The organism is Sphingobium sp. JAI105 (assembly GCF_015752145.1).
Classification (GTDB): Bacteria; Pseudomonadota; Alphaproteobacteria; order Sphingomonadales; family Sphingomonadaceae; genus Sphingobium; species Sphingobium xenophagum.
Genome location: NZ_JADOUC010000001.1, coordinates 1,096,203 through 1,118,102 on the forward strand (window position 1 = coordinate 1,096,203; position 21,900 = coordinate 1,118,102).

The window sequence follows — 21,900 nt, forward strand, 5'->3', positions numbered from 1 at the left end:
CAATGTGAATTCAAGAGAGAAAATGTCTAGGAGGGCAAATTGGTTGCAACGCAGCAAAAACAGACCGTACCGGAAAGGTCGGGTAAGGAGCGGATCATGGAAGCCGCCCGAACGCTGTTCGACAGCCATGGCTTCCATCAATCCTCCATGGCCGAACTGGCCGTAGCAGCCCAGGTTTCGGTCGGGCAGATCTATCGCCTGTTCAAGGGCAAGGAAGACATCATCGCCGCCATCGTACAGGCGGATTATGACGAACGCTGCATGCATATGGATGCGCTGCGCTCGCGGCTCGACGCTGGCGAACTGACGGTCGAACAGACGTTCGAGGAATTGCTGCTGCATGTCGTCGATGAAAAGGACGAAGCGCTGTCCTTCGACATTCTGGCCGAAAGTTTCCGCAACCGGCCGGTCGGGGATATGATCGCGGCGATGTGCGTGCGGTTTCGCGGCTATATTCGCGACTTTGCCTGCGCGGCCAATCCTGACCTGTCAGGCGAAGCGCTGGACGGCGCTGAGGAAATTGTCCTCGCCTGCCTGTTCGGCCTTGGCCATCGCAGCCTTTCGCGCCCCAGCCTCAGCGCAACCGATACCGCCCGCCTCTCCGCGCGGATGATCGTCGCGGCGCTGCGCGCCATCTGCTAGACAAAAGCGGGGCGCCGGACCAGCAGCGCCCCCCCGGTTATTTCGCCTCGACCCCTTCTGGCAGGACAATCGCCGACCAGCTTTTGGCCGGAACCAGATAGCGGGCGGCCAGCGCCTGCAACTGGGCTGGCGTGACAGTCAGCATATCCTGCGCCATCGTCTGCATCGCCGCCACATAGCGCGCATCATGGGTCGCGCCTTCCATCTGGTTCATCCAGAAGGCATTGCCCGTCCCGGCCCGCATCAGCATCTGCCGCATCGGCGCGACCGCGCGCTGCAATTCATCCTCGCTGACCGGCGTCCTGGCCAGATCGGTCGCGGTCGATTTCACCACATCGTAGAAATAGGCGATCCGGTCAGGCCGCACCTGGCTCGTCACCAATATATAGCCACCACTCTCATAGGAAAATGGCCAGCTATTCTGGACGCTGGGCGAATAGGCCGCGCCCTCGGTCGATCGCAGCCGATCAAACAGCCGGTCGTTGAAGATCTGCGTCAGTATCTCCAGCTGGCGCGCTTCCTTTTGCAGGGTGAAGCCCCCCGATGTCGGCCATGCCATGACGGCGGCGGCCTGTTCCTTGTCGCCCTTGTGCCGCAACACGATCGGGGTTTCGACATGGGCGGGAAAGCGCATCGCCAGGTTGGCGGCGGGCACGGGCGTATCGGCGCGGGGCGGCAACGCGCCCAGCGTCTGCGCCACTGCCGCTATCGCGTCGTCCGGCTTCACCTGCCCGAAAATCTGCACCTCTATCGGTCCCGACGCCAGAATCGGTTCCCATGTCGCGCGGAAGGCCTGCGGCGTCAGCGCGTTGATTTCGGCCAGCGACGGGGTGCGAAACCGCACATCCTTGTCATGCAGCAACCAGCCCAGATCACGCCCCAGCACGGCGTCGGGCGACCGGGTCATGGCGTCATAGGCGACGGTCGCGCCTGCCTTGACCCGCGCGATCGGCGCCGGGTCCCATCCGGGCGCACCCAGCTTGGTCGCGAACAGGCGCAATTGGTCCTTATAGTCGGCCGGGCGCGTCACCGCCTGCAATTCGAACGCATCTTCGTCGATCGAAAAGTCCATGCCCATGCGGCGACCATTGGTCAGGTCGTCCAGTTCACGCTGGCCCAGCGTACCGATGCCACTGGCCACCAGCGCATAATCCCCTGCCCAGCTCGCCACCGGCTTGACCGGCGAGAAGGCCTGCTGGCCATGACCGAAGCGGACGTTGATCCGCACCTTTTCCGTCTCGGCATCATTGGCAAACAGGGTCAGCTTCACCCCGTTGGAAAAGGTGATGCTTTCCATCCCGGCCAGGCCAATGGGCGTGCGGGAAACGACCGTGGCCGGCGCACCCAGCTTGGGCAGGTCCGCCATCGTCACGATCTTGTCGGCCAGCCGCGCATTGGTCGCCGCCTTGACCGGCGCGGCGACGGCCGCCGCCAGCTTCGCGTCCAGCCCCTGCTGCGCCGTGCCCGTCACCAGCAGGGCGCGGAACACGCCTGCCGAAAACAGCCGGTTGGTCGATTCGACGATCTTGGCAGGGGTCATGTTCGCCTTGCCAGAGCGGAAGATGCTGAGCGCCGCGTCGGGGCTGACCGTCGTTTCGCGAATATCGACCGCACTGATCAGGTCGCTCGCCTGTTTCGCGCCCGCCTCCGTATCGGCATTTTCGACCTGGATCGCCAGCGCCGTATCCATCTGCGCATATTCGCGGTCGATTTCGGTCTGGCTGGGCGGCGTGGTCTTGGCGTCCTCCACGATGCCGCGGACATCGGCCAGCGCCTTTTGCCAATTCTCGCCCACCGGGATGATGGTCATGAACGTACCGTCGACCGATCGGCTGACATCCTGCTGTTCGACGCTCGATTGCAGGAAGCTGCCACCGCTGCGCGCCGCCTGCTCCAGCCGGCGGCTGATGATCTGCAACGCCAGCATGTCGGTCAGCTTGTCCTGATTGTAGAGGATAGTGTCGGCGCGCGGCTTCCACGGGCGCAGCCAGGCAAGCGTCAGGCCCAGCGGCACGCCCGGCTCCACCGCAACGCGGGTGGCGGGGAATTTGGGATCGGGCGCGCCGAAGTCCGGCATGGGCGCACCCTTGCCGGGCACGGACCAGCCGCCAAACTGGTCCTTGATCAGCTGTTCGGCCAGCGCCGGATCAATATCCCCCGCTATCGCGATCACGGCGTTTTCCGGGCGATACCAGCGCTCGTGAAACGCCGTCATCTTCGCCGCCGTCGCGGCGTTGAGCGTCGCCACCGTGCCGATCGGCGCACGATCGGCCATGGGTTGCCCGGCGAAGAAATGCTCGCGGCTGACGTCGGAAATCCGCGTCTGCGGCCCGTCGCTCTCGCGCCGTTCGGCCAGCACCACCGCGCGCTCTGCATCGACCGCGCTGTCGACAATATTGGGGTCAGCCATCATCCCCGCCAGAATCTTCAGGCTTTCGCCCAGGCTCTGCGGCGTCGCCTGCGGCAGGTCGAGCGCATAGCTGGTGCCGGTCGGCGTCGTCTGCGCATTGCTGTCACTGCCGAATGTCACGCCCAGCCGCTGCCAGATACGCTTGGATTCGCCATCGGGGACATGGCGTGACCCACGAAAGGTCAGATGCTCCATGAAATGGGCATAGCCCTGCTCGTCGGGCCGCTCCATCAGCGATCCCGCGTCGATCCGCAAACGCACGGACACCTGCCCCGGCGGCACGCCATTGCGACGGATCGCATAGCGCAGGCCGTTGGACAAAGTGCCGAACCGCCATGCGGCATCGATCGGCACATCGCTATTTTCGTAAAGCCACGGCCGCACCTTCGGCGCAAGCGCGCCTGACGTGGCGGCAGGGGCAGATTCCGTCCGGGCCGCCAGCGGCGCGGGCGCGCCCGACAGCAGCAGGGCAAGGACAGTCAGCGAAGCGGCGGCGCGCCGGGGGAAAAATCTCATAGGCCGGGGAGCCTAACGGGATTTTCCTGAATGGCTACTGACAAAGATGGTCATGGGACGCCGCAAAATATCGTTCGCTCCGAGCGTGTCGGAATAGTTTTCCGACCACGCTCGAAACGAACGGAAGATTGCATCAGCGCGGCGCGCCGGTGCGCTGGACCGCGCCCTTGTGCGCGCCAACGCCACCGCCGCTGCGGCGACGGCGGAAGGGTCGCTTCTCGCCACCCTCGGCATCGGTGCGATGCGCCCGATCGGGGGTGCCGCGCTGCTGGCGCTGGCCATCCTGATATTTGCGCTGCCCTTCGGCGCGACGCGCCTGCTGCTGCGGCGTCTGGCTCGGTCCCTTCTTGGGGGCGGCTGGCTTGGGCAGGTTCCGCACCGCTTCCATGAAATTCTCCGGCAGCGGTTCGATCGCCAGCTTCACCCGCGTCGCCCGTTCGATCGCCTTGAGATAAGGCCGCTCATCGTCCGCCACGAAGCTGATCGCAACGCCTTCGGCCCCGGCGCGCGCGGTGCGGCCGATGCGGTGGACATATTGTTCGGGCACATTGGGGATTTCAAAGTTGATGACGTGGGACACGCCCGACACGTCAATGCCGCGCGCAGCGATGTCGGTCGCGACCAGCAGCTTCACTTTGCCCTGGCGGAATGCCTGGAGCGCGGTGGTGCGCTGGCCCTGACTCTTGTTGCCATGGATAGCGAACGCCTCGATCCCCGCGCCTTCCAGGAAACGCACGACGCGGTCGGCGCCATGCTTGGTGCGGGTGAAGATCAGCGCGCGGTCAATGTCCTCGCTCTTCAGGATCAGGTGGAGCAGCGCCTGCTTCTCGGCCTGATTGACGAAGGTGGCGCGCTGTTGGACGCGCTCCGCGGTGGTCGATTGCGGCGCAACGCTGACCTTGACCGGATTATTGAGGAACTGGGCGGCCAGCGCCTCGATTTCCTTGGGCATCGTGGCCGAGAAGAACAGGTTTTGCCGATCGGCGGGCAGCATCTTGGCAATGCGCTTCAATGGCTGGATGAAGCCCATGTCCATCATCTGGTCCGCTTCATCGAGCACGAAGATTTCCGTGTCCTTGATGGTCAGCGCGCGCTGGTCGATCAGGTCGAGCAGACGGCCCGGCGTCGCGACGACGATGTCGACGCCCCCGGCCAGCGCCCGGATCTGCTTGCCGATGGGCACGCCGCCGAACACGGTTTCGACCGACAGTCTCAAAAAGCGGCCATAGTCGCGGAAGCTCTGCGCAATCTGCGCGGCCAGTTCGCGGGTCGGGGCCAGCACCAGCATCCGGCAGCCCTTGATCGGCGTCGGCTTGGGGTTGCGGGCAAAATAATCGAGGCTGGGCAGCGCGAAGGCCGCGGTCTTGCCGGTGCCGGTCTGGGCGATGCCGCACAGATCCTTGCCGTCCAGCAGCACGGGAATCGCCTTTTGCTGGATAGGCGTGGGCGTCACATAATTTTTGGAGGCAAGCGCCTTGGTGATCGGCTCGGCCAGACCAAAATCGTTGAATTGCATTTGGAAAACTCACAAGTGGGCCTTTACGCCAACTTGCTCTGCGGACGCAGGAAGGGCGCGAGGCGGGTTACGAAACGACCCGCGTGAAAAGGGAAGCCTCAAGCTTGGCGCAGACTCTCATTGGCCGGTCCGTGATCCTATTGCGGCTGTTCCAGCCGCCCAGGTTGCGGACGATCACGCTGCCAATCGCTATGGAACCGTCATGGCCCCTCTGCTGCGCTGCAACGCATATGGCGAAGATGCAGGCAAATAGCAAGCGGCCGCGCGATGAAGCGCGGCCGCTTGCCCTTGGGAACGCGCCTTCGCACGCCCATGGGGTTCAGTATATGCCGCTCAACCGCCTTACAGCGCGACCTCGGCATGCTTGGACTTCATCTCCTTGGACACATCACCGCCGAACATCATCTTGAAAACGCCCGTCAGCGACAGGTCGGCCAGCCAGATTTCCGCCGTGCCAAGGTCGAAGCGCAGCATCAGCAGGTTGGGATCGTTGCGACCGCCCTCATACCAGGCCTCAACCTGCTTGGACCAGTAGCGGTCGATCACCGCCGGGTCGGTCTCCTCGACCAGCGTGCCGTTGATGCAGGCGAACAGGCCATGATCCTTCGCCGCGAACTGGGCCATGGCAGGGCCGCCGGGGGCCAGGCGATTGTCGCGCGACGTATAGAACCAGAAGCAATGATCGGCATCGGGATCAAGCTGGGCCGTCATCGGCAGGCTATGCTCCTGACTATTGCTCAACCCCACCATGACGAAGGGGCTTTTGCTCATATCGCTCCAGAAATGTTCGCGAATATTCTTTGGCGTCGTCATTCTATCTCTCCTGCTGGGTCATTCCCAACAATCGACGGGTGCCAGCGAAGTTCCCGCAGCGCTTGATCTTGCGCCTGCAAATCGCCACATAGCGGCCATGCTGATAGAGACCGAACTGACGCCCAATCCGGCAACCATCAAATTCCTCCCCGGCCAGGCGGTCATGGGCGATGGAACGCGCGATTTCGCAACCCCTGAAGAGGCGGAGGCATCGCCCCTCGCCAACGCGCTGTTCGGGCTGGGCGATGTTACCGGGGTCTTTTTCGGCGGCAATTTCGTGTCGGTGACGATCGCGCCGGGATCGGAATGGCGGGACGTGAAGCCGGACATACTGTCGATCCTGCTAGACCATTTTTCCGCCAACATGCCGCTGTTCGCGCCGGGATCGGCCGCGGGCATAGCCGTGCCGCTGGATGACGACGCCTTTGGCGACGCCCCGGAAGATGCTGAAATCGTCGCGCAGATCCGCGATCTTATCGACACGCGCGTCCGCCCCGCCGTCGCCAATGATGGCGGCGACATCGTCTATCGCGGCTTCGACAAGGGCACCGTATTCCTCAAGATGCAGGGCGCCTGCGCTGGCTGCCCCTCGTCCAGCGCAACGCTGAAAAACGGGATCGAGCAACTGCTCAAACATTATGTCCCCGAAGTGACGGAAGTCCGCGCGGTCTGATCGGGTCAACCTTCCCTTTCCACCATTTGGCAAATCACGACAGATCGACTAACCGCAAGAAGGAAGGTTGAGGGGGGTAAGGTTTGCGCCTGCTGGTGATCGACACCGCGACACAGGCTTTGTCCGTCGCGCTGCTGGAAGATGGGGCGCCCGTTGCGCGCTTCCATGAAATTGTGGGGCGCGGCCACGCCGAAGCCCTGTTGCCCGCCATTGCCGCCCTGCCCGGCGGTGGCCGCGCCGATGCCATCGCCGTCAATGTTGGCCCCGGCAGCTTTACCGGGGTTCGCATCGGTATCGCCGCTGCCCGCGCGCTGGCGCTGGCCTGGCAACTGCCGCTACGCGGATATAGCGCGCCGTCGCTGATCGCGGCGCAAGCGGCGCAACTCCATGCTGGCGACGGACCGATTGCGGTCACCATCACTGGCGGCCATGGCGAACTATTCTGGCAATGCTTCACCGCCGACGGGCTGAACGCGACCAGCCCGGTCGCCTCGACCCCCATCGCCGCCCTGGCGACGCAGCTCGACATCGACACGCTCTACGGCACCGGGGCGGAAGCATTGGTGACCGCGCGCGGCCATGGCGCCGCAGTCAATCTCTATCCCGACGCAGCGGACTATGGCCTGATCGCCGCCCAGCCCGCCCTGCCCGCAACGCCCATTTATGGCCGGGGCGCAGACGCGCAGACCATGGCGGAGCGCGCCGCCTCATGATGCCGGGTCTTGTCCTCGATACCTACGACCAGAGCGAACGCAACGCGATGGCCGATGCGATGACGGTGATGGAGGCCGCCTTCGATCCGGTTTTTGGTGAGGCATGGACATTGCCGCAACTGGCCGGCGTCATGATGATGCCCGGCACCTGGCTGACGATCGCGCGCGTGGACGCGGCGGCGCTGGGCTTTGCGCTGGTGCGATCCGTGCTCGACGAATGCGAATTGCTGCTGCTGGCGGTCGACCCCGCCTGGCGTGGACGGGGCGTTGGCGAAGCGTTGCTGCGCGACAGTTTGCGCACGGCGCGTCGCAGAGGCATTACATCCATGAACCTGGAAGTGCGCGCCAGCAACAACGCCGTGCATCTCTATGAGAAAACAGGCTTTGAATACGTGCATCGCCGCCCCGGTTACTATCGCGGCAATGATGGACAACTTTATGATGCTCTAAGTTTTCGCATCGACATGCTTGCTTGATGCCAAATGCTCTTGCGAAATTATCCGGCAAGGTTTAGCGAACACATACCGTTCCTGAAATGAATCTCGTAGGACGGGTCGCGCAACAATAGCCTTACAGGATGCAGGACAATGGAAATAGAATCCGCACAGAGCGAACTGCTCATTACTTTGACATCGGACATTGTCGCCGCGCATGTCTCCAATAACAGCGTGTCTGTATCTGACGTTGCTGCTCTGATCCAGAATGTCCACGCTGCCTTGTCGGGCCTGAGCGAGCCGACTGCCGTGCCGGACGTCAAGCCCGAACCTGCGGTTTCGGTCCGTTCGTCGATCAAGCCGGACTTCATCATCTGTCTGGAAGATGGCAAGAAGCTCAAGATGCTCAAGCGCCACCTGATGACCCATTATCAGATGACGCCCGAAGACTATCGCGCAAAATGGGGCCTGCCCGCCGACTATCCGATGGTCGCCCCCAACTATGCCGAACAGCGCCGCTCGCTGGCCAAGAAAATCGGCCTGGGCACCAAGCGCCGCCGTAGCGGCAGCGCCGCAAAGTAATCCGCCCGGCTGACGGAACGGTCTTGTGTAAAGGGGCACATGCAGCCATGTGCCCCTTTACGCGACAGGAAAAGCCGCTAGGCTTCGTCTGACTGTCCGCACCTCTAAAGCCAGCGAGACTCCATGAACCGCAAGATCGACGTCGAAGCCCTGTGTCACGAAAAGGGGCTGCGCATCACCGAACAGCGCCGGGTGATCGCCCAGGTGCTGAGCGATGCGACCGACCATCCCGATGTCGAGGAATTGCACAAGCGATCCGCCGCGATCGACCCAGGCATTTCGATCGCCACCGTCTATCGCACGGTGCGCCTGTTCGAAGAGGCCGGCATTCTGGAACGCCATGATTTTGGCGATGGCCGCGCCCGTTACGAAGCTGCGCCCGAATCGCATCACGATCATCTGATCGATGTCGAAACCGGCAATGTGATCGAATTTGTCGACCCCGAACTGGAACAGTTGCAGAAGCAGATCGCGGAAAAGCTGGGCTTCCGGCTGGTCGATCATCGCATGGAATTGTACGGCGTCGCCCTCGACCGGAAGAACTGACGCGCTGCTGCCGCTTCGTCGCTTGTCGCGCATAGCCGCGCTGATTGCCAGCCTGCTGCTGTGCCTGCCTCCCCACCTGCTCTGGCGCGTCCTTCGTCGCCCGTCGCCCTGGCCGCGCCGCTTCTTGGGCGTGGCCGCGCGCGCCGTCGGCGTGCGGGTGCGGATCGCTGGACAGCCGCATGGCGGCGACATGTTCCTGCTGGCCAACCATGTCAGCTGGATCGACATATTGGTCATGGGTGGCGCCACCGGCGCGGCCTTTGTCGCGCATGACGGCATTGCTCGCTGGCCGGTCGTCGGCTGGCTCGCGGCGCAGAACAACACATTGTTCGTCGCCCGTGAGCGGCGCGGCGCGCTGTCGGGCCAGATCGACGCGCTGCGCGCCGCCATGCTGGGGCATCAGCCGGTCGCGCTATTTCCCGAAGGCACGACCAGCGACGGCAGCGGGCTGCTGCCGTTCAAGCCATCGCTTCTGGCCGTGCTGCTGCCGCCGCCGCGGGCGGTGCTGATCCAGCCGGTGCATATCGACTATGGCGCGGCGACATCCGCTATCGCCTGGCATGGCGACGAACCGGCGGGCGCCAACGCATGGCGCGTTTTGGGGCGCAAGGGGCGGCTGGACGTGACGCTGCGCTTTCTGCCGCCGTTCGATCCCGCCGATTGCGCCGATCGCAAGGTCATAGCGGCCACGGCACGCGGGGCGATCGCGGCCAGCATCGCGCAAAATGCGTCCGATAGCGCCGCATCGCAGCATCGGCCTTCCGCTACCCCCCTGCCGCCTGTATAGCTGGGCCATGAATCGTCCCTTACCGCCCAAGACTCCAGCCACCTTCCACGTAAAATCCTTCGGCTGCCAGATGAACGTCTATGATGGCGAACGCATGGCCGAGATGCTGGGCGAGCGGGGCATGACCGCTGCTGCGGACGGGAATGACGCCGATCTGGTGATCCTCAACACCTGCCACATCCGCGAAAAGGCGGTGGACAAGGTCTATTCCGACATTGGCCGGATGACGCGCGAGGATGGCAGCCGCCCGATGATCGCAGTCGCAGGCTGCGTCGCGCAGGCGGAGGGTAGCGAAATCAGCCGCCGCGCCCGGACGGTCGACATCGTCGTCGGCCCGCAGGCCTATCATCGCCTGCCCGACCTGATCGCAAAGGCGGGTCGCGGCGAAGCGGCGGTCGATACCGATATGCCGGCGGAATCGAAATTCGGCGCCTTGCCCGCCCGCACCAAACAGGCGCGGCCCACCGCCTTTCTGACGATCATGGAAGGGTGCGACAAATTCTGCACCTATTGCGTCGTCCCCTATACGCGCGGCGCGGAAATCAGCCGGTCATGGGGCGCGATCCTCGACGAGGCGAAGGCGCTGGTGGATGGCGGGGTGAAGGAAATCACGCTGCTGGGCCAGAATGTGAACGCCTGGACCGGCGAGGATGACAAGGGCCGGGCACAGGGCATGGACGGTCTGGTCCGGGAACTGGCGAAGATCGATGCGCTCAAGCGTATCCGCTATACGACCAGCCATCCCAATGACATGAGCGATGGGCTGATCGCCGCCCATGGCGACGTGGACAAGCTGATGCCCTTCCTCCATCTGCCGGTGCAATCGGGCAATGACCGCATCCTCAAGGCGATGAACCGCAGCCATAGCGTCGAGGGCTATCTGCGCCTGATCGATCGCGTCCGCGCGGCCCGCCCGGACATTGCCCTGTCCGGCGACTTCATCGTCGGCTTCCCCGGAGAGACCGAGGAGGAATTTGCCGACACGCTGCGCATCGTCGACGCCGTGGGCTATGCGCAATGCTATTCGTTCAAATATAGCCCCCGCCCCGGCACGCCAGCAGCCGACATGGACGGGCAAATACCCGCCGACGTCATGGACGATCGGCTCGTGCGGCTACAGGCGGCGATCAATCGCCATCAGGTCGGCTTCAACGCCGCCACGGTCGGACGCCGCACCACTATATTGCTGGAACGCGCGGGCCGCTATCCCGGTCAATTGATCGGCAAGACGCCCTGGCTGCAATCCGTTCACGTCACCGCCCCCGACCAGGCGATAGGCGATATGATAGAGGTCGACATCATCAGCGCCGGTCCCAATAGTCTGGCCGGCGAAATTGGCAGGAGGAAAGCCGCTTGAACCAAAGCCTCGTCATTCCCGCAACAGCGGGACGCCATCTCTTCGATCTGCGGCTCTGGCCGATCCTAACGAGATGCATGACAGGCAAGGGAGGCTTTTGAATGGGCAAGAAACCGCATCAACCCCGCACCGACATCGCCGAACGCGCGCGGCTCGAAGTCACGTTCGAAAAGCCGCATCTGCTGGGCACCCTGTTCGGGCAATATGACCAGAATCTGGTCGCCATCGAAAATCGGCTGGGTGTCTATATCGCTGCGCGCGGCAACAAGTTGCAGATCGAGGGCGAGGCGGAAGCCGCCGCCCGCGCGCGCGACGTCATGACCGGCCTCTATAACCGCATCGTCGCCGGGCAACAGATTGATACGGGCGCAGTGGAAGCCGTGATCGCCATGTCATCGGAACCCACGCTGGACGGCATCATCCGCCATGACGTGGCCGAACCGCCCACGGTGATGATCCGCACGCGCAAGAAAACCATCGTCCCCCGCTCCGCCACGCAGGTCACCTATATGGAGGCGATGAACCGGAACGACATCATCTTCGCCCTGGGGCCGGCAGGTACAGGCAAGACCTATCTGGCGGTGGCGCAGGCGGTCAGCCAGCTCATCACCGGAACGGTCGACAAGCTGATCCTCTCGCGCCCCGCGGTCGAGGCGGGCGAGCGGCTGGGCTTCCTGCCCGGCGACATGAAGGAGAAGGTCGACCCCTATCTCCGCCCGATCTACGACGCGCTCTACGACACGCTGCCCGCCGAACAGGTCGAGCGGCGCATCGCCAGCGGAGAGATTGAGATCGCCCCGCTGGCCTTCATGCGCGGGCGAACTCTGGCCAACGCCTTCATCGTGCTGGACGAAGCGCAGAATACCACCATCGCCCAGATGAAGATGTTCCTCACCCGCTTTGGCGAAGGCAGCCGCATGGTCATTTGCGGCGATCCCCGCCAGGTCGATCTGCCGCTGCCGGGCGCTTCGGGCCTGGCGGACGCAGTCGCGCGACTGGACGGAGTGGAGGGCATCGCGATGGTGCCCTTCGGCATCGGCGACGTGGTGCGTCACCCGGTCGTCGGGCGGATCGTGCAGGCTTATGAGGGGCCGGATGCGTAAGCAAAAAAATCCGTTCGCACTGAGCGAAGTCGAAGTGCCCAACCGAGCGGAGCGAGGTGCCTTCGCTCCGCTCTGGCAAAGGCTTCGACTTCGCTCAGCCCGAACGGAGGAAAGTTCGTTCCATGATTGACGTCGCCGTCCTCCATGACACCGGCTGGCCCGATACGGACTGGGAAGTGCTCGCCCAGCGCGCCGTGTCTGCGGCCATCGCCCACAGCCCCTTTGCCGCCTTCGCCACCGATGCGGCGACCTACGAAGTCGCGGTCAAGCTGACGACGGACGAAGAAGTCCATGAACTCAACCGCGCCTATCGCGACAAGGACAAGCCGACCAACGTCCTGTCCTTCCCGATGGTACAGGCCGACCTGCTGGAAGGCACGGCCAATACGGACGATGGCGAAATATTGCTGGGCGACATCGTGCTGGCGGAGGGGGTTTGCGCCGCCGAAGCAGCCGACCGGGGCATCTCCATTGCCGATCATGCTGCGCATTTGATTATCCACGGGACTTTTCATTTGCTTGGATATGATCATATGGACGACAATGAAGCCGAAGTCATGGAAGCGCTGGAAGTCGCGGCGCTGGCCAGTCTTGGGCTTTCGGATCCCTACGGGGATAATATTCTATCAGGGGTGTAGGACGAACTATGGCTGAGGGCAGCCCAAAGGACGGCAACGGTTCCAAGGAATCGGACAGTAGTAATGAAGGCGGTTTATGGAGCGGCATAAAGTCGCTTCTGTTCGGCGATAACGAATCCACGACGCTGCGGCAGGAACTGGAGGAAGCGCTCGACGAATATGACGAGGAGGAGCAGGACGAAGGCGCGGCTGCGCCCGCCAAGGGCGACCTGTCGGCGATCGAGCGCCAGATGGTCCGCAACCTGCTTCATTTTTCCGAACATACCGTCGATGACGTCGCCGTGCCGCGCGCCGACATCATCGCGATCGAGGAAAAGGCGAGTTTCGCCGATCTTGCCGCGCTGTTCGCCGAAGCGGGCCATAGCCGCATCCCGGTCTATCGCGACACGCTCGACACCATCGTCGGCATGGTCCACATCCGCGATGCTTTCGCGATCCTGGCGGGCAAATCCCCCGTCCCCGACACGCTGGCCCCGCTGATCCGCCAGCCGCTCTATGTCCCCGAAAGCATGGGCGCGCTCGACCTGCTGGCCGAAATGCGTGCCAAGCGGACCCATCTCGCCATCGTGCTGGACGAATATTCGGGCACCGAAGGACTGCTGACGTTCGAGGATCTGGTCGAGGAAATCGTCGGCGATGTCGAGGATGAGCATGACGACGCCCCCGAAGCGATGCTGGTGCCGCTGCCCGGCGGCCTGTGGGAAGCAGACGCGCGCGCCGAACTGGACGATGTCGCCGAAGAGATTGACGAGAAGCTGGGCGAAATTGACGAGGATGTCGATACGCTGGGCGGCCTCGCTTTCATCATCGCTGGCCGGGTGCCGGAACCGGGCGAGATACTCGACCATGAACAGAGCGGCTGGAAACTGGAAATATTGGCCAGCGATGGCCGCCGCGTAAGCCGCCTGCGCCTGCACCCCCCGGTGGAAGCGCTTATGGACGATGAGGATTGAGGCGCATTTGCGGACGCTAACCCGTTCGGGCTAGGCCCGCGCCCCCTCTCACTCTGGAATGGACGCGCCAAACAGCAGCATAGGCTCGCCTGCGGGCGACAGCGCGATCTCGCCGCCTGCATTGGTCACCAACTGCCGTACCATCCATGCCGCTGCCGTGCGCGAAGCCAGTCCTTCGGCGGGCAGCGTCCCTGCCAGCGCCGCGCGCAGATCGGGGTCCAGCACGACCTTTGGCCCTTCGCCCCGCACGACAATCTCGGTCACGCCGGGCCGTTTTTCCGCGCCAATATCCAGCTGCCCGCCCCGCACCAGCGCGTCGCCGACGATCAGCGCCAGGTTCAGCAGCACCTTGACCGGCAGCTTGCCCAGCATCTGTTCCTCGACCATCCAGCCGATCTTGACCCGGCCAGTCCCCGCGAACATCCCCTCGATCGCGACCCGCGCCTCATGCGGCGGCACCGCGTCGCCAAAGCCCCCGGCAGAACCGAATGCCAGGCGGAAGAATTTGAGCTTGTTGGCGGATGTGCGGGCACTGTCGGCCAGCAGGTCCAGGCAGCGCTGGCGCATGTCCGGGTCGGTTTCGTCCGCCATCAGTTCCAGCCCGTTATTCAGCGCGCCAACCGGACTCAACAGGTCGTGGCACAGGCGCGAACACAGAAGGCTGGCAAATTCGATGCTGTCGATGGGGTGGGTCATGTCAGGGTCTGCACCGCCGATTTTGTGGAAACTAAGGATGGCCTGACTGGCTAATGCGCTGCTGCGCCGGGCGATGCAACCCCGCCGCGCGCCCTTTCGCTCATACGACCTGCAACGTCGTCGGGGCGAAGCACACGCCACCCGCGCCATCCCCCTGCGCCACCCAGAGCCGCGCCTCGCCCGCCGCGACGATCAGCCACAGGCTGCCATCGGGCGCAGCGCAGGCCGTATCGGTCGCCGATGGCACCGCCACGCCGGACGGATGCGAATGATAATGGCCGATGATCGGCGGCCCGCCCGCCCGCGCTGCCCGGTGCGCAGCGATCAGCGCCGCCGGGTCCAGCTCGAAATGGCGCGCGGGGTCCGGCGCGACGTTGGCAGCGGGCGCGATGGCCGCGATTCGCTCCGCCGTGCCGAACAACAGACCGCACACCTCCGCCCGGTCCGCCGCCGCAATCGACTGAATCTGGTCCAGCAGCGTCCTTGATATTGCAATCGCCATGCCTACATCCCTACCCAATGGGTTCGGGGGTTTCCATCATCGAAGCGACAATCGCGCAGGCGCAGGACGGGATGCGGCTCGACCGGGCGCTGGCCGACCTGCTGCCCGACCTGTCGCGCGAACGGTTGAAGGCGCTGATCAACGACGGCCATGTCCGCTCGACCGGCCAGCCGATCAAGATCGGCACTACCATCAAGGTCGCAACCGGCCAGAGCTTCGCCATCACCCTGCCCGCGCCCGTAGCGCTGGAAACGCAGGCGCAGGATATTCCGCTCAACATCGTACATGAGGATGCGGACCTGATCGTGGTGGACAAGCCCGCCGGGCTGGTCGTCCATCCTGCCGCGGGCAATCTGGACGGCACGCTGGTCAATGCGCTGCTGCATCATTGCCAGGGTCAGTTGTCGGGCATTGGCGGCGTCGCCCGCCCCGGCATCGTCCACCGCATAGACAAGGATACGTCCGGCCTGCTGGTCGTCGCCAAATCGGACAAGGCGCATGACGGGCTGGCGCGCCAGTTCAAGGATCACAGCATCCAGCGACTCTATGCCGCGATCGTCTATGGCCACCCCCAGCCCGCCACCGGCACAGTCGACGCCTGGCTCGGTCGTTCGGACGCTGATCGAAAGAAGATGGCGGTTCATCGCGAAGGACGCGGCAAACATGCCGTCACCCATTATCGCACCGTGGAACGGTTACGCGACGCGGCCATGGTGGAATGTCGGTTGGAAACCGGCCGCACCCATCAGGTCCGCGTCCATATGCACCATATCGGACACCCCTTGATAGGTGATCCGGTTTACGGTAGAGAAAGAAAAGGTTTCAAATCAATACTGGAAACGCTGGGTTTCAAAAGGCAGGCATTGCACGCAAAAAGCCTGGGGTTCATACATCCGGTAACGGACGAACGGCTTATGTTCCAAAGTGCACTCCCTGCCGATATGCAGGAACTGTTAAGCCTGCTCCACGTATAGAGATGAACAAGTTTGCGACGGTCTTTGTGACGCCTCTTCTGGGTCCGACCGCGCATTAAAGGGAAAGGTGAAGCGACATGGCCAAGACGAGCAATGTCCCCGCGGTTCCGGCGCTGGGCGGTGAAGCCAGCCTCAACCGCTATCTGTCGGAAATCCGCAAATTTCCGCTTCTGACCCCTGAGCAGGAATATATGCTCGCCAAACGGTATGAGGAGCATCAGGATCCTGAGGCTGCGGCCCAGCTGGTGACCTCGCATCTGCGCCTCGTGGCGAAGATCGCGATGGGCTATCGCGGCTATGGCCTGCCGATCAGCGAACTGATCTCCGAAGGCAATATCGGCCTGATGCAGGGCGTGAAGAAGTTTGAGGCTGACCGCGGCTTCCGCCTGGCGACCTACGCCATGTGGTGGATTCGCGCCTCGATCCAGGAATTCATCCTGCGCAGCTGGTCGCTTGTGAAAATGGGCACCACCGCGTCGCAGAAGAAGTTGTTTTTCAACCTTCGCCGGATGAAGAACAATATCGAAGCGTTCGAGGATGGCGATCTGAAGCCGGAAGATGTGACCAAGATCGCGACTGATCTGGGCGTGTCCGAACAGGATGTCGTGTCCATGAACCGCCGCATGGCGATGGGCGGCGATACGTCGCTCAACGTCCCCATGCGGGAGGATGGCGACGGCCAGTGGCAGGATTGGTTGCAGGATACCGATCCATTGCAGGACGAGCGCGTGGCCGAGGAGCAGGAACGCACCCAGCGCCACGAAATGCTGGTGGAGGCGATGACGGACCTCAACGATCGCGAAAAGCATATCCTGGCCGAACGGCGTCTGGCCGAAGAACCCAAGACGCTGGAGGAACTGAGCCAGGTCTATGGCGTATCGCGCGAGCGCGTCCGCCAGATCGAGGTGCGCGCCTTTGAAAAGCTGCAAAAGGCGATGATGCGCATTGCCGGTGACAAGCTCAGCCACATGGCGCGCTTCGCCGCCGCCTGACGCCAAATACAGGCTAATCGGAAAAGGCTTCGAAGCGATTCGGAGCCTTTCTGTTGCCCAGGGTCCATCGGACCGCAACTGGCGTCTTGTTGGCCCCTTGCACGTCGGTCATATGGCGGTGATCCGGCTGACGCGCGAAGGGGATGTAGCTTGATGTCGACTGCCTTGGCCCGGCGTCTGGCGACCGGCAAAATCCATTATGGCTGGGTCGTCCTTGCCGCCACCTTCCTCACCATGCTCGTGGTCGCAGGCGCGGTTGGCGCGCCCGGCGTGTTCATCGTGCCGCTGCAACGCGAATTTGGCTGGACCGCCGCCGACATTTCCGCTGCGCTGGCCATCCGCTTCCTGCTGTTCGGCCTGATCGGCCCCTTTGCCGCTGCTTTCATGAACCGCTTTGGCGTGCGCCGGATGATGCTGATTTCGCTCGGCATCGTCACGATCGGCCTGCTGCTGTCGCTGGGCATGAGCCAGTTGTGGCAATTGGTGCTGCTATGGGGCGTGGTCATCGGGCTGGGCACTGGCCTCACCGCCATGGTGCTGGGCGCAACCGTCGCCACCCGCTGGTTTTCGCACCGGCGCGGGCTTGTCATGGGGCTGCTGTCCGCCAGCATGGCGACTGGCCAGCTGGCTTTCCTGCCGCTGCTCGCCGGAATGACCGACACTTTGGGCTGGCGCTCTGCGGTGCTGCTGGTGTGCGGCGCGATCTTGCTGGCGGCGCTGGTCGTACTGCTGCTGATGCGCGATCGCCCGTCCGATCTCGGCCTGCCACCCTATGGCGACAGCGCTATCCAGCCGCCGCCGGTCCAGACGATCGGCTTTTGCCCGTTGCTGATGACGCCGATCACGGTTCTGCGCGACGCGGCCAAAGTGCCGACCTTCTGGTTCCTCTTCCTGTCCTTCTATATTTGCGGTGCCAGCACCAACGGTCTGGTCCAGACCCATTTCATCGCCCTGTGCGGCGATTATGGACTGGCGGCGATCGGCGCAGCGTCGATGCTGGCGATGATGGGGCTGTTCGATTTCGGCGGCACGCTGGCGTCGGGCTGGCTGTCGGACCGATTCGACAATCGCTGGCTGCTCTTCTGCTATTATGGCCTGCGCGGCGCGTCGCTGCTCTATCTGCCGTTCAGCGACTTCTCGCTCTACAGCCTGTCGCTGTTCGCCGTCTTTTACGGTCTGGACTGGGTCGCGACCGTGCCGCCCACGGTCAAGCTGACCGCCCAGCGCTTCGGGCCGGAACGCGCCAACATCGTCTTTGGCTGGATCTTTGCCGGCCATCAACTGGGTGCGGCCAGCGCGGCGATGGCGGGCGGCCTGTCGCGCACGGTCTGGCACAGCTATATGCCTGCCTTCGTTGCGGCGGGGCTGCTATGCCTGATCGGCGCGGGGCTGGTGCTGATGATCAACCGGGGTCGCCCCGCCATCTTGCAGGGCGCTTGAAACACAAGGCCGTGGCGCGTTACGCTGACGGCATGACCGCCAAAACCCCCTCTCCCCGCCGCCGTTCCCGCTGGATCAGCATCCCGCTCAAACTGCTGATCGGCTTCGTCATCCTCTCGCTGCTGATGGTGACGCTCTACCGCTTCGTACCCCCGCCAGTGACGATGACGATGCTGCTCGATCCCAATGGCATCACCAAGGACTGGGTGAGCCTGGACGAGATTGACCCGGACATGGCGCGCGCGGCGATCGCGGCGGAGGACGGCAAATTCTGCGCCCATCACGGCTTCGACGTCGACGCCATCGCCAAGGCGGCAATCCACAATGCGAGCGGCGGCCGCGTGCGCGGCGGATCGACGATCAGCCAGCAGACCGCGAAAAATGTGTTCCTGTGGCAAGGTGGTGGCTTCATCCGCAAGGGGTTCGAAGCCTGGTTCACCATGTTGATCGAGGCGATCTGGGGCAAGCGGCGGATCATGGAAGTCTATCTGAATGTCGCGGAAACCGGCATCGGCACCTATGGCGTGCAGGCCGGCGCCATCCGCTATTTCAAACATGGCGCCGGACGCCTGACCCGCGCCGAAGCCGCCCGCATCGCCGCCGTCCTCCCCCTCCCCAAACGCCGCGCCGCCATCGCCCCCAGCGGTTTCACCCGCCGCTACGGCAACACCATCGCCGCACGGATCGGCGTGGTACAGCGCGACGGGCTGGACGGGTGTTTGCAGTAAAAGTCTTCAAACTTCGCCGATATCGCACCATTCTATCGCCAGTAGCCGGCGATTTCCTACATTGCCACGCAAAAAGGGCGGAGATTGCTCCCCGCCCTCCCGTTTTGGCAATGATCGGTCGGATCAGAAGCCGACGACCACTGAACCAATAAAGGTCCGCGGCGCGCCGATCTGGGCGAAGGTCACGCTGGTGTTCGACAATGTGCCATCGAAGCCGCCAACATAGACCTTGTCGAATACGTTGGTCACGTTCAATTGAACAGCGACACCAGGCGCACCGAACTTCTCCAAAGAGTAGCGAGCGTCGATATCGACCAGTGTATAGGCCGGTGCCTTGGCACCATAGACCTGGGTCGAAACGCCTCCGATCGTCTGGAATACGGGCAGATTCTGGTCGTTGATGTAGCGCGGACCGGTCCGCTTGGCCTGCACGCCCAGGCGGAAGCCTTCGACTTCGCCCTGGATACGACCGCCGAACGTGTAGACCGGCGCACCGGATTCGCGCTTGCCCGACGTCTGAGCAACTGTCGTTGCCGACAGTTCGACATCATCCTTGATCTTCGACTTCAGATAGGAACCGAACACATAGGCCATGAATTCGGGGATCGGCTGATATGTTACGCTGCCGTCGATACCATATTTATCGACCCGACCCAGATTGCGATAGATGGTCGTGTCAAGGTCACGGTCATAGGCCGATGCCAGACGATCGCTGTAGATGGTGTACCAACCGGACAACTGCGCTTGCAGCTCGGGTGAGCGATAGCGCACGCCAAGGTCGAAATTGTCTGTGGTTTCTGGGGTCGGGCTGGCGTTGGGGTTCGACGGATCATAGAAAAAGGATTGGTAGAGATTGTCCGTCCCCGGAACCTGCAAACCCTTTGAATAGTTGCCAAAAACATCGAACGCGTCGGTCGCATTAACGACAAAGCCAGCGCTGGGCAGCAATTTGTCATATTTGAACACGCGGCGCTGTGGACCCTGAACGGTCGGGTTAGCGGCAGCATAGGCGGCCTCCGCCGCTGATCCATTTTCAAAGCAACGCAGATTGCCGGAGGCCGTCGCCGTGGCACAATAATTGTTCAGATCACGTTTGAAGAAAGGTGCGCGCAGACCGACAGTCACGGTCAGCATGTCCATAAACTTCCCACGATATTCACCCGATACCTGGTGCAGGATCGCGTAGGACAGACGATTGCGCTTTTGGACTGCCGCGCCGTTGACGTCGACGATGGGATTGTTGACTGGGAATGGCCGCGCGCCAAAGCCATTGTCGGTCAAGTAACCCGCTTCGCCCGTCTGGCGGTGACGACCGCGATCAAAGCTATAAGCAACGCGAATCGTGTTGTTAGGGTCCAGATCGTAACGCAGCGACGTGATCAGGCCATAGCGATGGGTCTGTGTCTGGCTGGGCGTGTGGAGGCGCACGGTGTCCAGCATATCGCCGTCACCGTTGATATCACGGCCGAAGAAATACTGCGCCGCGCTCGACGAACCTTGGATAAAGCCCGTTGCGCCAGCCAAGCCCGACGAGGCCGATGTGAGCCCTTCCGAACCAATGCTGGTGCCGCCGCCATTGGCCTTAGTATATTGATAGCTGGGATCGACGGTAAGAATTAGGCCATCGCTGAGCGTAAACCGCGAATTGACGCGGATGTTGCCGGTATTCGACGGATTGTAGCGATATTCAAAATCCGAACCGCAGCTGCTGGCGGTATCGGCTATGCCCGCCCGCGGATCGGCGATGATGCAACGTGCGGTTTGATAGAAGCGCTCATCCTTGCCAACGGGGAATCGGTTGGCACTGCCGCCACCCACGACACGGTCCGCATCCAGACGTAGCGGAACCGAGCCGAAGAAGTTGTTGCGGTTTTCGTTATAATGGCCCGCCAGCGAGATGAAGTCGCCGTTGCTACCGATCGGCTGATAGATTTTCGCATTATACTGCTGCTTGTCGATTTCGCCGATACCGCCATAGATGGCGTTGTTCGTCGCGCGGCTGGCCGACAGGAAAGCGCGTGTACCCCATTTGGTGAAGTTGCCGGTCTGGACCAGCCCGAACATACGGAAAAATTCAAAGTCGCCGACCGACGCTACCATCTTGGCACTAAAATCTTCGCTAGGCGTGATGGAGCGATAGTTGACGGTCGAACCGGTCGCGGCGGCCGTCGGGCTATCGACGTCGGTGGACCCAAGGTTGACGTTCACCTGCTCGATAATTTCCGGGTCGAGCTGCTGGTTGGAATAGAGCGCATAGCCACCGGTATCGTTGAGCGGAAGGCCGTCGAAAGTCTGCGAAATGCGCTGATCATCAAAACCACGAATCGTCAGCGTGCCACCAGCCGAACCGAAAGGGTCGTTATTCTGGAAGCTGACACCAGGCAGCTGGTTGATGATTTCGTTGATGGTCTGGCCCGGTGTCTGTGCTTGGATGAACTCGGCACCCAAAACCGCCTTGGCGCGGCTTGTATCCGGCACGATGACGCCAGCAATGCCTTGCTCAGTCTTGGCACCGGTGACGACGATCTCATTTTCAAAATCGATCGAACCCGTCGACTGGGCGAAGGCTGCGGAAGGAGCGGCTACGGCGATCATCGCGGCGCTGCACATCAGAAACTGTTTCATGTGACCCTTTGTCCCTTGTTCAGGAGCGGCGCTGACACGCCATACTGTTATGCTCTTGCAAGCCGGAGCCGCCTGTGACGGCCTCTGGCGACGCCCCTGTGATGCTATGGCTGCACTTTTGTTACAATGTGCAACATGCTCTGTCACAGGTGCGAACAGATGAGCGGGATGGCGTGAGAGACAAGCCGTCCGCATCACACAAGCTATTGTTTTAATTATATTTTATAGGTGGTTCTGCCCACTATTTGACGGTGGTGCAA

At 62.7% G+C, this 21,900-nt stretch carries 21 protein-coding genes; 15 read left to right on the plus strand and 6 right to left on the minus strand.

The window, feature by feature from the left end:
* Window positions 1-96 precede the first annotated feature (96 nt).
* Window positions 97-642, plus strand: coding sequence for a TetR/AcrR family transcriptional regulator (locus IWY39_RS05155; protein WP_107125279.1), 546 nt, complete (start codon window positions 97-99; stop codon window positions 640-642).
* A 37-nt stretch (window positions 643-679) separates the two neighbouring features.
* Here IWY39_RS05155 and IWY39_RS05160 read toward each other — a convergent pair whose 3' ends face one another.
* From IWY39_RS05160 to IWY39_RS05170, 3 genes are all read right to left on the minus strand, one after another.
* The gene (locus IWY39_RS05160) at window positions 680-3,568 is read right to left on the minus strand and encodes a M16 family metallopeptidase (protein ID WP_107125216.1); all 2,889 of its coding nucleotides are present in this window, start codon (window positions 3,566-3,568) and stop codon (window positions 680-682) included.
* Window positions 3,569-3,701: 133 nt separating this feature from the next.
* Window positions 3,702-5,084: a DEAD/DEAH box helicase gene (locus IWY39_RS05165; RefSeq protein ID WP_017184201.1), complete on the minus strand. Its 1,383-nt coding sequence runs from the start codon at window positions 5,082-5,084 to the stop codon at window positions 3,702-3,704.
* A gap of 342 nt (window positions 5,085-5,426) precedes the next feature.
* A complete protein-coding gene (locus IWY39_RS05170; RefSeq protein ID WP_107125215.1) occupies window positions 5,427-5,897 on the minus strand; it encodes a pyridoxamine 5'-phosphate oxidase family protein in 471 nt (156 codons plus the stop codon).
* A gap of 97 nt (window positions 5,898-5,994) precedes the next feature.
* Between IWY39_RS05170 and IWY39_RS05175 the strand changes: the two genes are divergently transcribed.
* The 10 genes from IWY39_RS05175 to IWY39_RS05220 all read left to right on the plus strand — a co-directional run bounded on the left by IWY39_RS05175 (window position 5,995) and on the right by IWY39_RS05220 (window position 13,683).
* Window positions 5,995-6,570, plus strand: a complete 576-nt coding sequence (locus IWY39_RS05175; RefSeq protein WP_107125214.1) for a NifU family protein — start codon at window positions 5,995-5,997, stop codon at window positions 6,568-6,570.
* A gap of 83 nt (window positions 6,571-6,653) precedes the next feature.
* A complete protein-coding gene (gene tsaB, locus IWY39_RS05180) occupies window positions 6,654-7,283 on the plus strand; it encodes a tRNA (adenosine(37)-N6)-threonylcarbamoyltransferase complex dimerization subunit type 1 TsaB (RefSeq protein WP_017184205.1) in 630 nt (209 codons plus the stop codon).
* A complete protein-coding gene (gene rimI, locus IWY39_RS05185; RefSeq protein ID WP_107125213.1) occupies window positions 7,280-7,759 on the plus strand; it encodes a ribosomal protein S18-alanine N-acetyltransferase in 480 nt (159 codons plus the stop codon). Before tsaB ends, rimI begins: the two co-directional genes overlap by 4 nt.
* Window positions 7,760-7,870: 111 nt before the next feature.
* A complete protein-coding gene (locus tag IWY39_RS05190; protein ID WP_017184207.1) occupies window positions 7,871-8,299 on the plus strand; it encodes a MucR family transcriptional regulator in 429 nt (142 codons plus the stop codon).
* A 123-nt stretch (window positions 8,300-8,422) separates the two neighbouring features.
* A complete protein-coding gene (locus IWY39_RS05195) occupies window positions 8,423-8,845 on the plus strand; it encodes a Fur family transcriptional regulator (RefSeq protein ID WP_017184208.1) in 423 nt (140 codons plus the stop codon).
* A 4-nt stretch (window positions 8,846-8,849) separates the two neighbouring features.
* Window positions 8,850-9,632, plus strand: coding sequence for a lysophospholipid acyltransferase family protein (locus IWY39_RS05200; protein ID WP_107125278.1), 783 nt, complete (start codon window positions 8,850-8,852; stop codon window positions 9,630-9,632).
* Between the two features lie 7 nt (window positions 9,633-9,639).
* Window positions 9,640-10,989: a tRNA (N6-isopentenyl adenosine(37)-C2)-methylthiotransferase MiaB gene (miaB, locus tag IWY39_RS05205; protein ID WP_026149825.1), complete on the plus strand. Its 1,350-nt coding sequence runs from the start codon at window positions 9,640-9,642 to the stop codon at window positions 10,987-10,989.
* Between the two features lie 101 nt (window positions 10,990-11,090).
* A complete protein-coding gene (locus tag IWY39_RS05210; RefSeq protein ID WP_017184211.1) occupies window positions 11,091-12,092 on the plus strand; it encodes a PhoH family protein in 1,002 nt (333 codons plus the stop codon).
* A gap of 122 nt (window positions 12,093-12,214) precedes the next feature.
* Window positions 12,215-12,730, plus strand: coding sequence for an rRNA maturation RNase YbeY (gene ybeY, locus IWY39_RS05215; RefSeq protein ID WP_107125212.1), 516 nt, complete (start codon window positions 12,215-12,217; stop codon window positions 12,728-12,730).
* A gap of 8 nt (window positions 12,731-12,738) precedes the next feature.
* On the plus strand, window positions 12,739-13,683 hold the full coding sequence (locus tag IWY39_RS05220; RefSeq protein ID WP_107125211.1) for a hemolysin family protein: 945 nt from the start codon (window positions 12,739-12,741) through the stop codon (window positions 13,681-13,683).
* A gap of 48 nt (window positions 13,684-13,731) precedes the next feature.
* Here IWY39_RS05220 and IWY39_RS05225 read toward each other — a convergent pair whose 3' ends face one another.
* Both IWY39_RS05225 and IWY39_RS05230 read right to left on the minus strand, forming a co-directional pair.
* Complete coding sequence (locus IWY39_RS05225) at window positions 13,732-14,379, minus strand: histidine phosphotransferase family protein (RefSeq protein ID WP_017184214.1); 648 nt, start codon at window positions 14,377-14,379, stop codon at window positions 13,732-13,734.
* A 100-nt stretch (window positions 14,380-14,479) separates the two neighbouring features.
* Window positions 14,480-14,881 (minus strand): Mov34/MPN/PAD-1 family protein, encoded by a 402-nt coding sequence (locus IWY39_RS05230; RefSeq protein WP_017184215.1) that lies wholly within the window; start codon window positions 14,879-14,881, stop codon window positions 14,480-14,482.
* A gap of 17 nt (window positions 14,882-14,898) precedes the next feature.
* Here IWY39_RS05230 and IWY39_RS05235 point away from each other — a divergent pair, with 17 nt between their 5' ends.
* From IWY39_RS05235 to mtgA, 4 genes are all read left to right on the plus strand, one after another.
* On the plus strand, window positions 14,899-15,855 hold the full coding sequence (locus tag IWY39_RS05235) for an RluA family pseudouridine synthase (protein ID WP_107125210.1): 957 nt from the start codon (window positions 14,899-14,901) through the stop codon (window positions 15,853-15,855).
* Between the two features lie 77 nt (window positions 15,856-15,932).
* Window positions 15,933-16,847, plus strand: a complete 915-nt coding sequence (gene rpoH, locus IWY39_RS05240) for an RNA polymerase sigma factor RpoH (protein WP_196871400.1) — start codon at window positions 15,933-15,935, stop codon at window positions 16,845-16,847.
* Window positions 16,848-16,997: 150 nt separating this feature from the next.
* A complete protein-coding gene (locus IWY39_RS05245) occupies window positions 16,998-18,287 on the plus strand; it encodes an MFS transporter (protein ID WP_107125209.1) in 1,290 nt (429 codons plus the stop codon).
* Window positions 18,288-18,319: 32 nt separating this feature from the next.
* Entirely contained in the window at window positions 18,320-19,015 is a 696-nt protein-coding gene (mtgA, locus tag IWY39_RS05250) for a monofunctional biosynthetic peptidoglycan transglycosylase (protein ID WP_107125277.1), read from the plus strand.
* A 123-nt stretch (window positions 19,016-19,138) separates the two neighbouring features.
* Here the strand turns inward: mtgA and IWY39_RS05255 are convergent, their stop codons facing one another.
* A complete protein-coding gene (locus IWY39_RS05255; RefSeq protein ID WP_107125208.1) occupies window positions 19,139-21,640 on the minus strand; it encodes a TonB-dependent receptor in 2,502 nt (833 codons plus the stop codon).
* Window positions 21,641-21,900: the final 260 nt, after the last annotated feature.

Bases quoted from the DNA above. Each gene is read 5' to 3' on its own strand.
- IWY39_RS05155 (WP_107125279.1), top strand. From the start codon at position 97: ATGGAAGCCGCCCGAACGCTGTTCGACAGCCATGGCTTCCATCAATCC.
- miaB (WP_026149825.1), top strand. From the start codon at position 9,640: ATGAATCGTCCCTTACCGCCCAAGACTCCAGCCACCTTCCACGTAAAA.
- IWY39_RS05170 (WP_107125215.1), bottom strand. From the start codon at position 5,897: ATGACGACGCCAAAGAATATTCGCGAACATTTCTGGAGCGATATGAGC.
- IWY39_RS05220 (WP_107125211.1), top strand. From the start codon at position 12,739: ATGGCTGAGGGCAGCCCAAAGGACGGCAACGGTTCCAAGGAATCGGAC.
- IWY39_RS05235 (WP_107125210.1), top strand. From the start codon at position 14,899: ATGGGTTCGGGGGTTTCCATCATCGAAGCGACAATCGCGCAGGCGCAG.
- rpoH (WP_196871400.1), top strand. From the start codon at position 15,933: ATGGCCAAGACGAGCAATGTCCCCGCGGTTCCGGCGCTGGGCGGTGAA.
- IWY39_RS05165 (WP_017184201.1), bottom strand. From the start codon at position 5,084: ATGCAATTCAACGATTTTGGTCTGGCCGAGCCGATCACCAAGGCGCTT.
- IWY39_RS05230 (WP_017184215.1), bottom strand. From the start codon at position 14,881: ATGGCGATTGCAATATCAAGGACGCTGCTGGACCAGATTCAGTCGATT.
- IWY39_RS05160 (WP_107125216.1), bottom strand. From the start codon at position 3,568: ATGAGATTTTTCCCCCGGCGCGCCGCCGCTTCGCTGACTGTCCTTGCC.
- IWY39_RS05175 (WP_107125214.1), top strand. From the start codon at position 5,995: ATGCTGATAGAGACCGAACTGACGCCCAATCCGGCAACCATCAAATTC.
- IWY39_RS05225 (WP_017184214.1), bottom strand. From the start codon at position 14,379: ATGACCCACCCCATCGACAGCATCGAATTTGCCAGCCTTCTGTGTTCG.
- IWY39_RS05190 (WP_017184207.1), top strand. From the start codon at position 7,871: ATGGAAATAGAATCCGCACAGAGCGAACTGCTCATTACTTTGACATCG.
- ybeY (WP_107125212.1), top strand. From the start codon at position 12,215: ATGATTGACGTCGCCGTCCTCCATGACACCGGCTGGCCCGATACGGAC.
- mtgA (WP_107125277.1), top strand. From the start codon at position 18,320: ATGACCGCCAAAACCCCCTCTCCCCGCCGCCGTTCCCGCTGGATCAGC.
- IWY39_RS05195 (WP_017184208.1), top strand. From the start codon at position 8,423: ATGAACCGCAAGATCGACGTCGAAGCCCTGTGTCACGAAAAGGGGCTG.
- IWY39_RS05210 (WP_017184211.1), top strand. From the start codon at position 11,091: ATGGGCAAGAAACCGCATCAACCCCGCACCGACATCGCCGAACGCGCG.
- rimI (WP_107125213.1), top strand. From the start codon at position 7,280: ATGATGCCGGGTCTTGTCCTCGATACCTACGACCAGAGCGAACGCAAC.
- IWY39_RS05255 (WP_107125208.1), bottom strand. From the start codon at position 21,640: ATGAAACAGTTTCTGATGTGCAGCGCCGCGATGATCGCCGTAGCCGCT.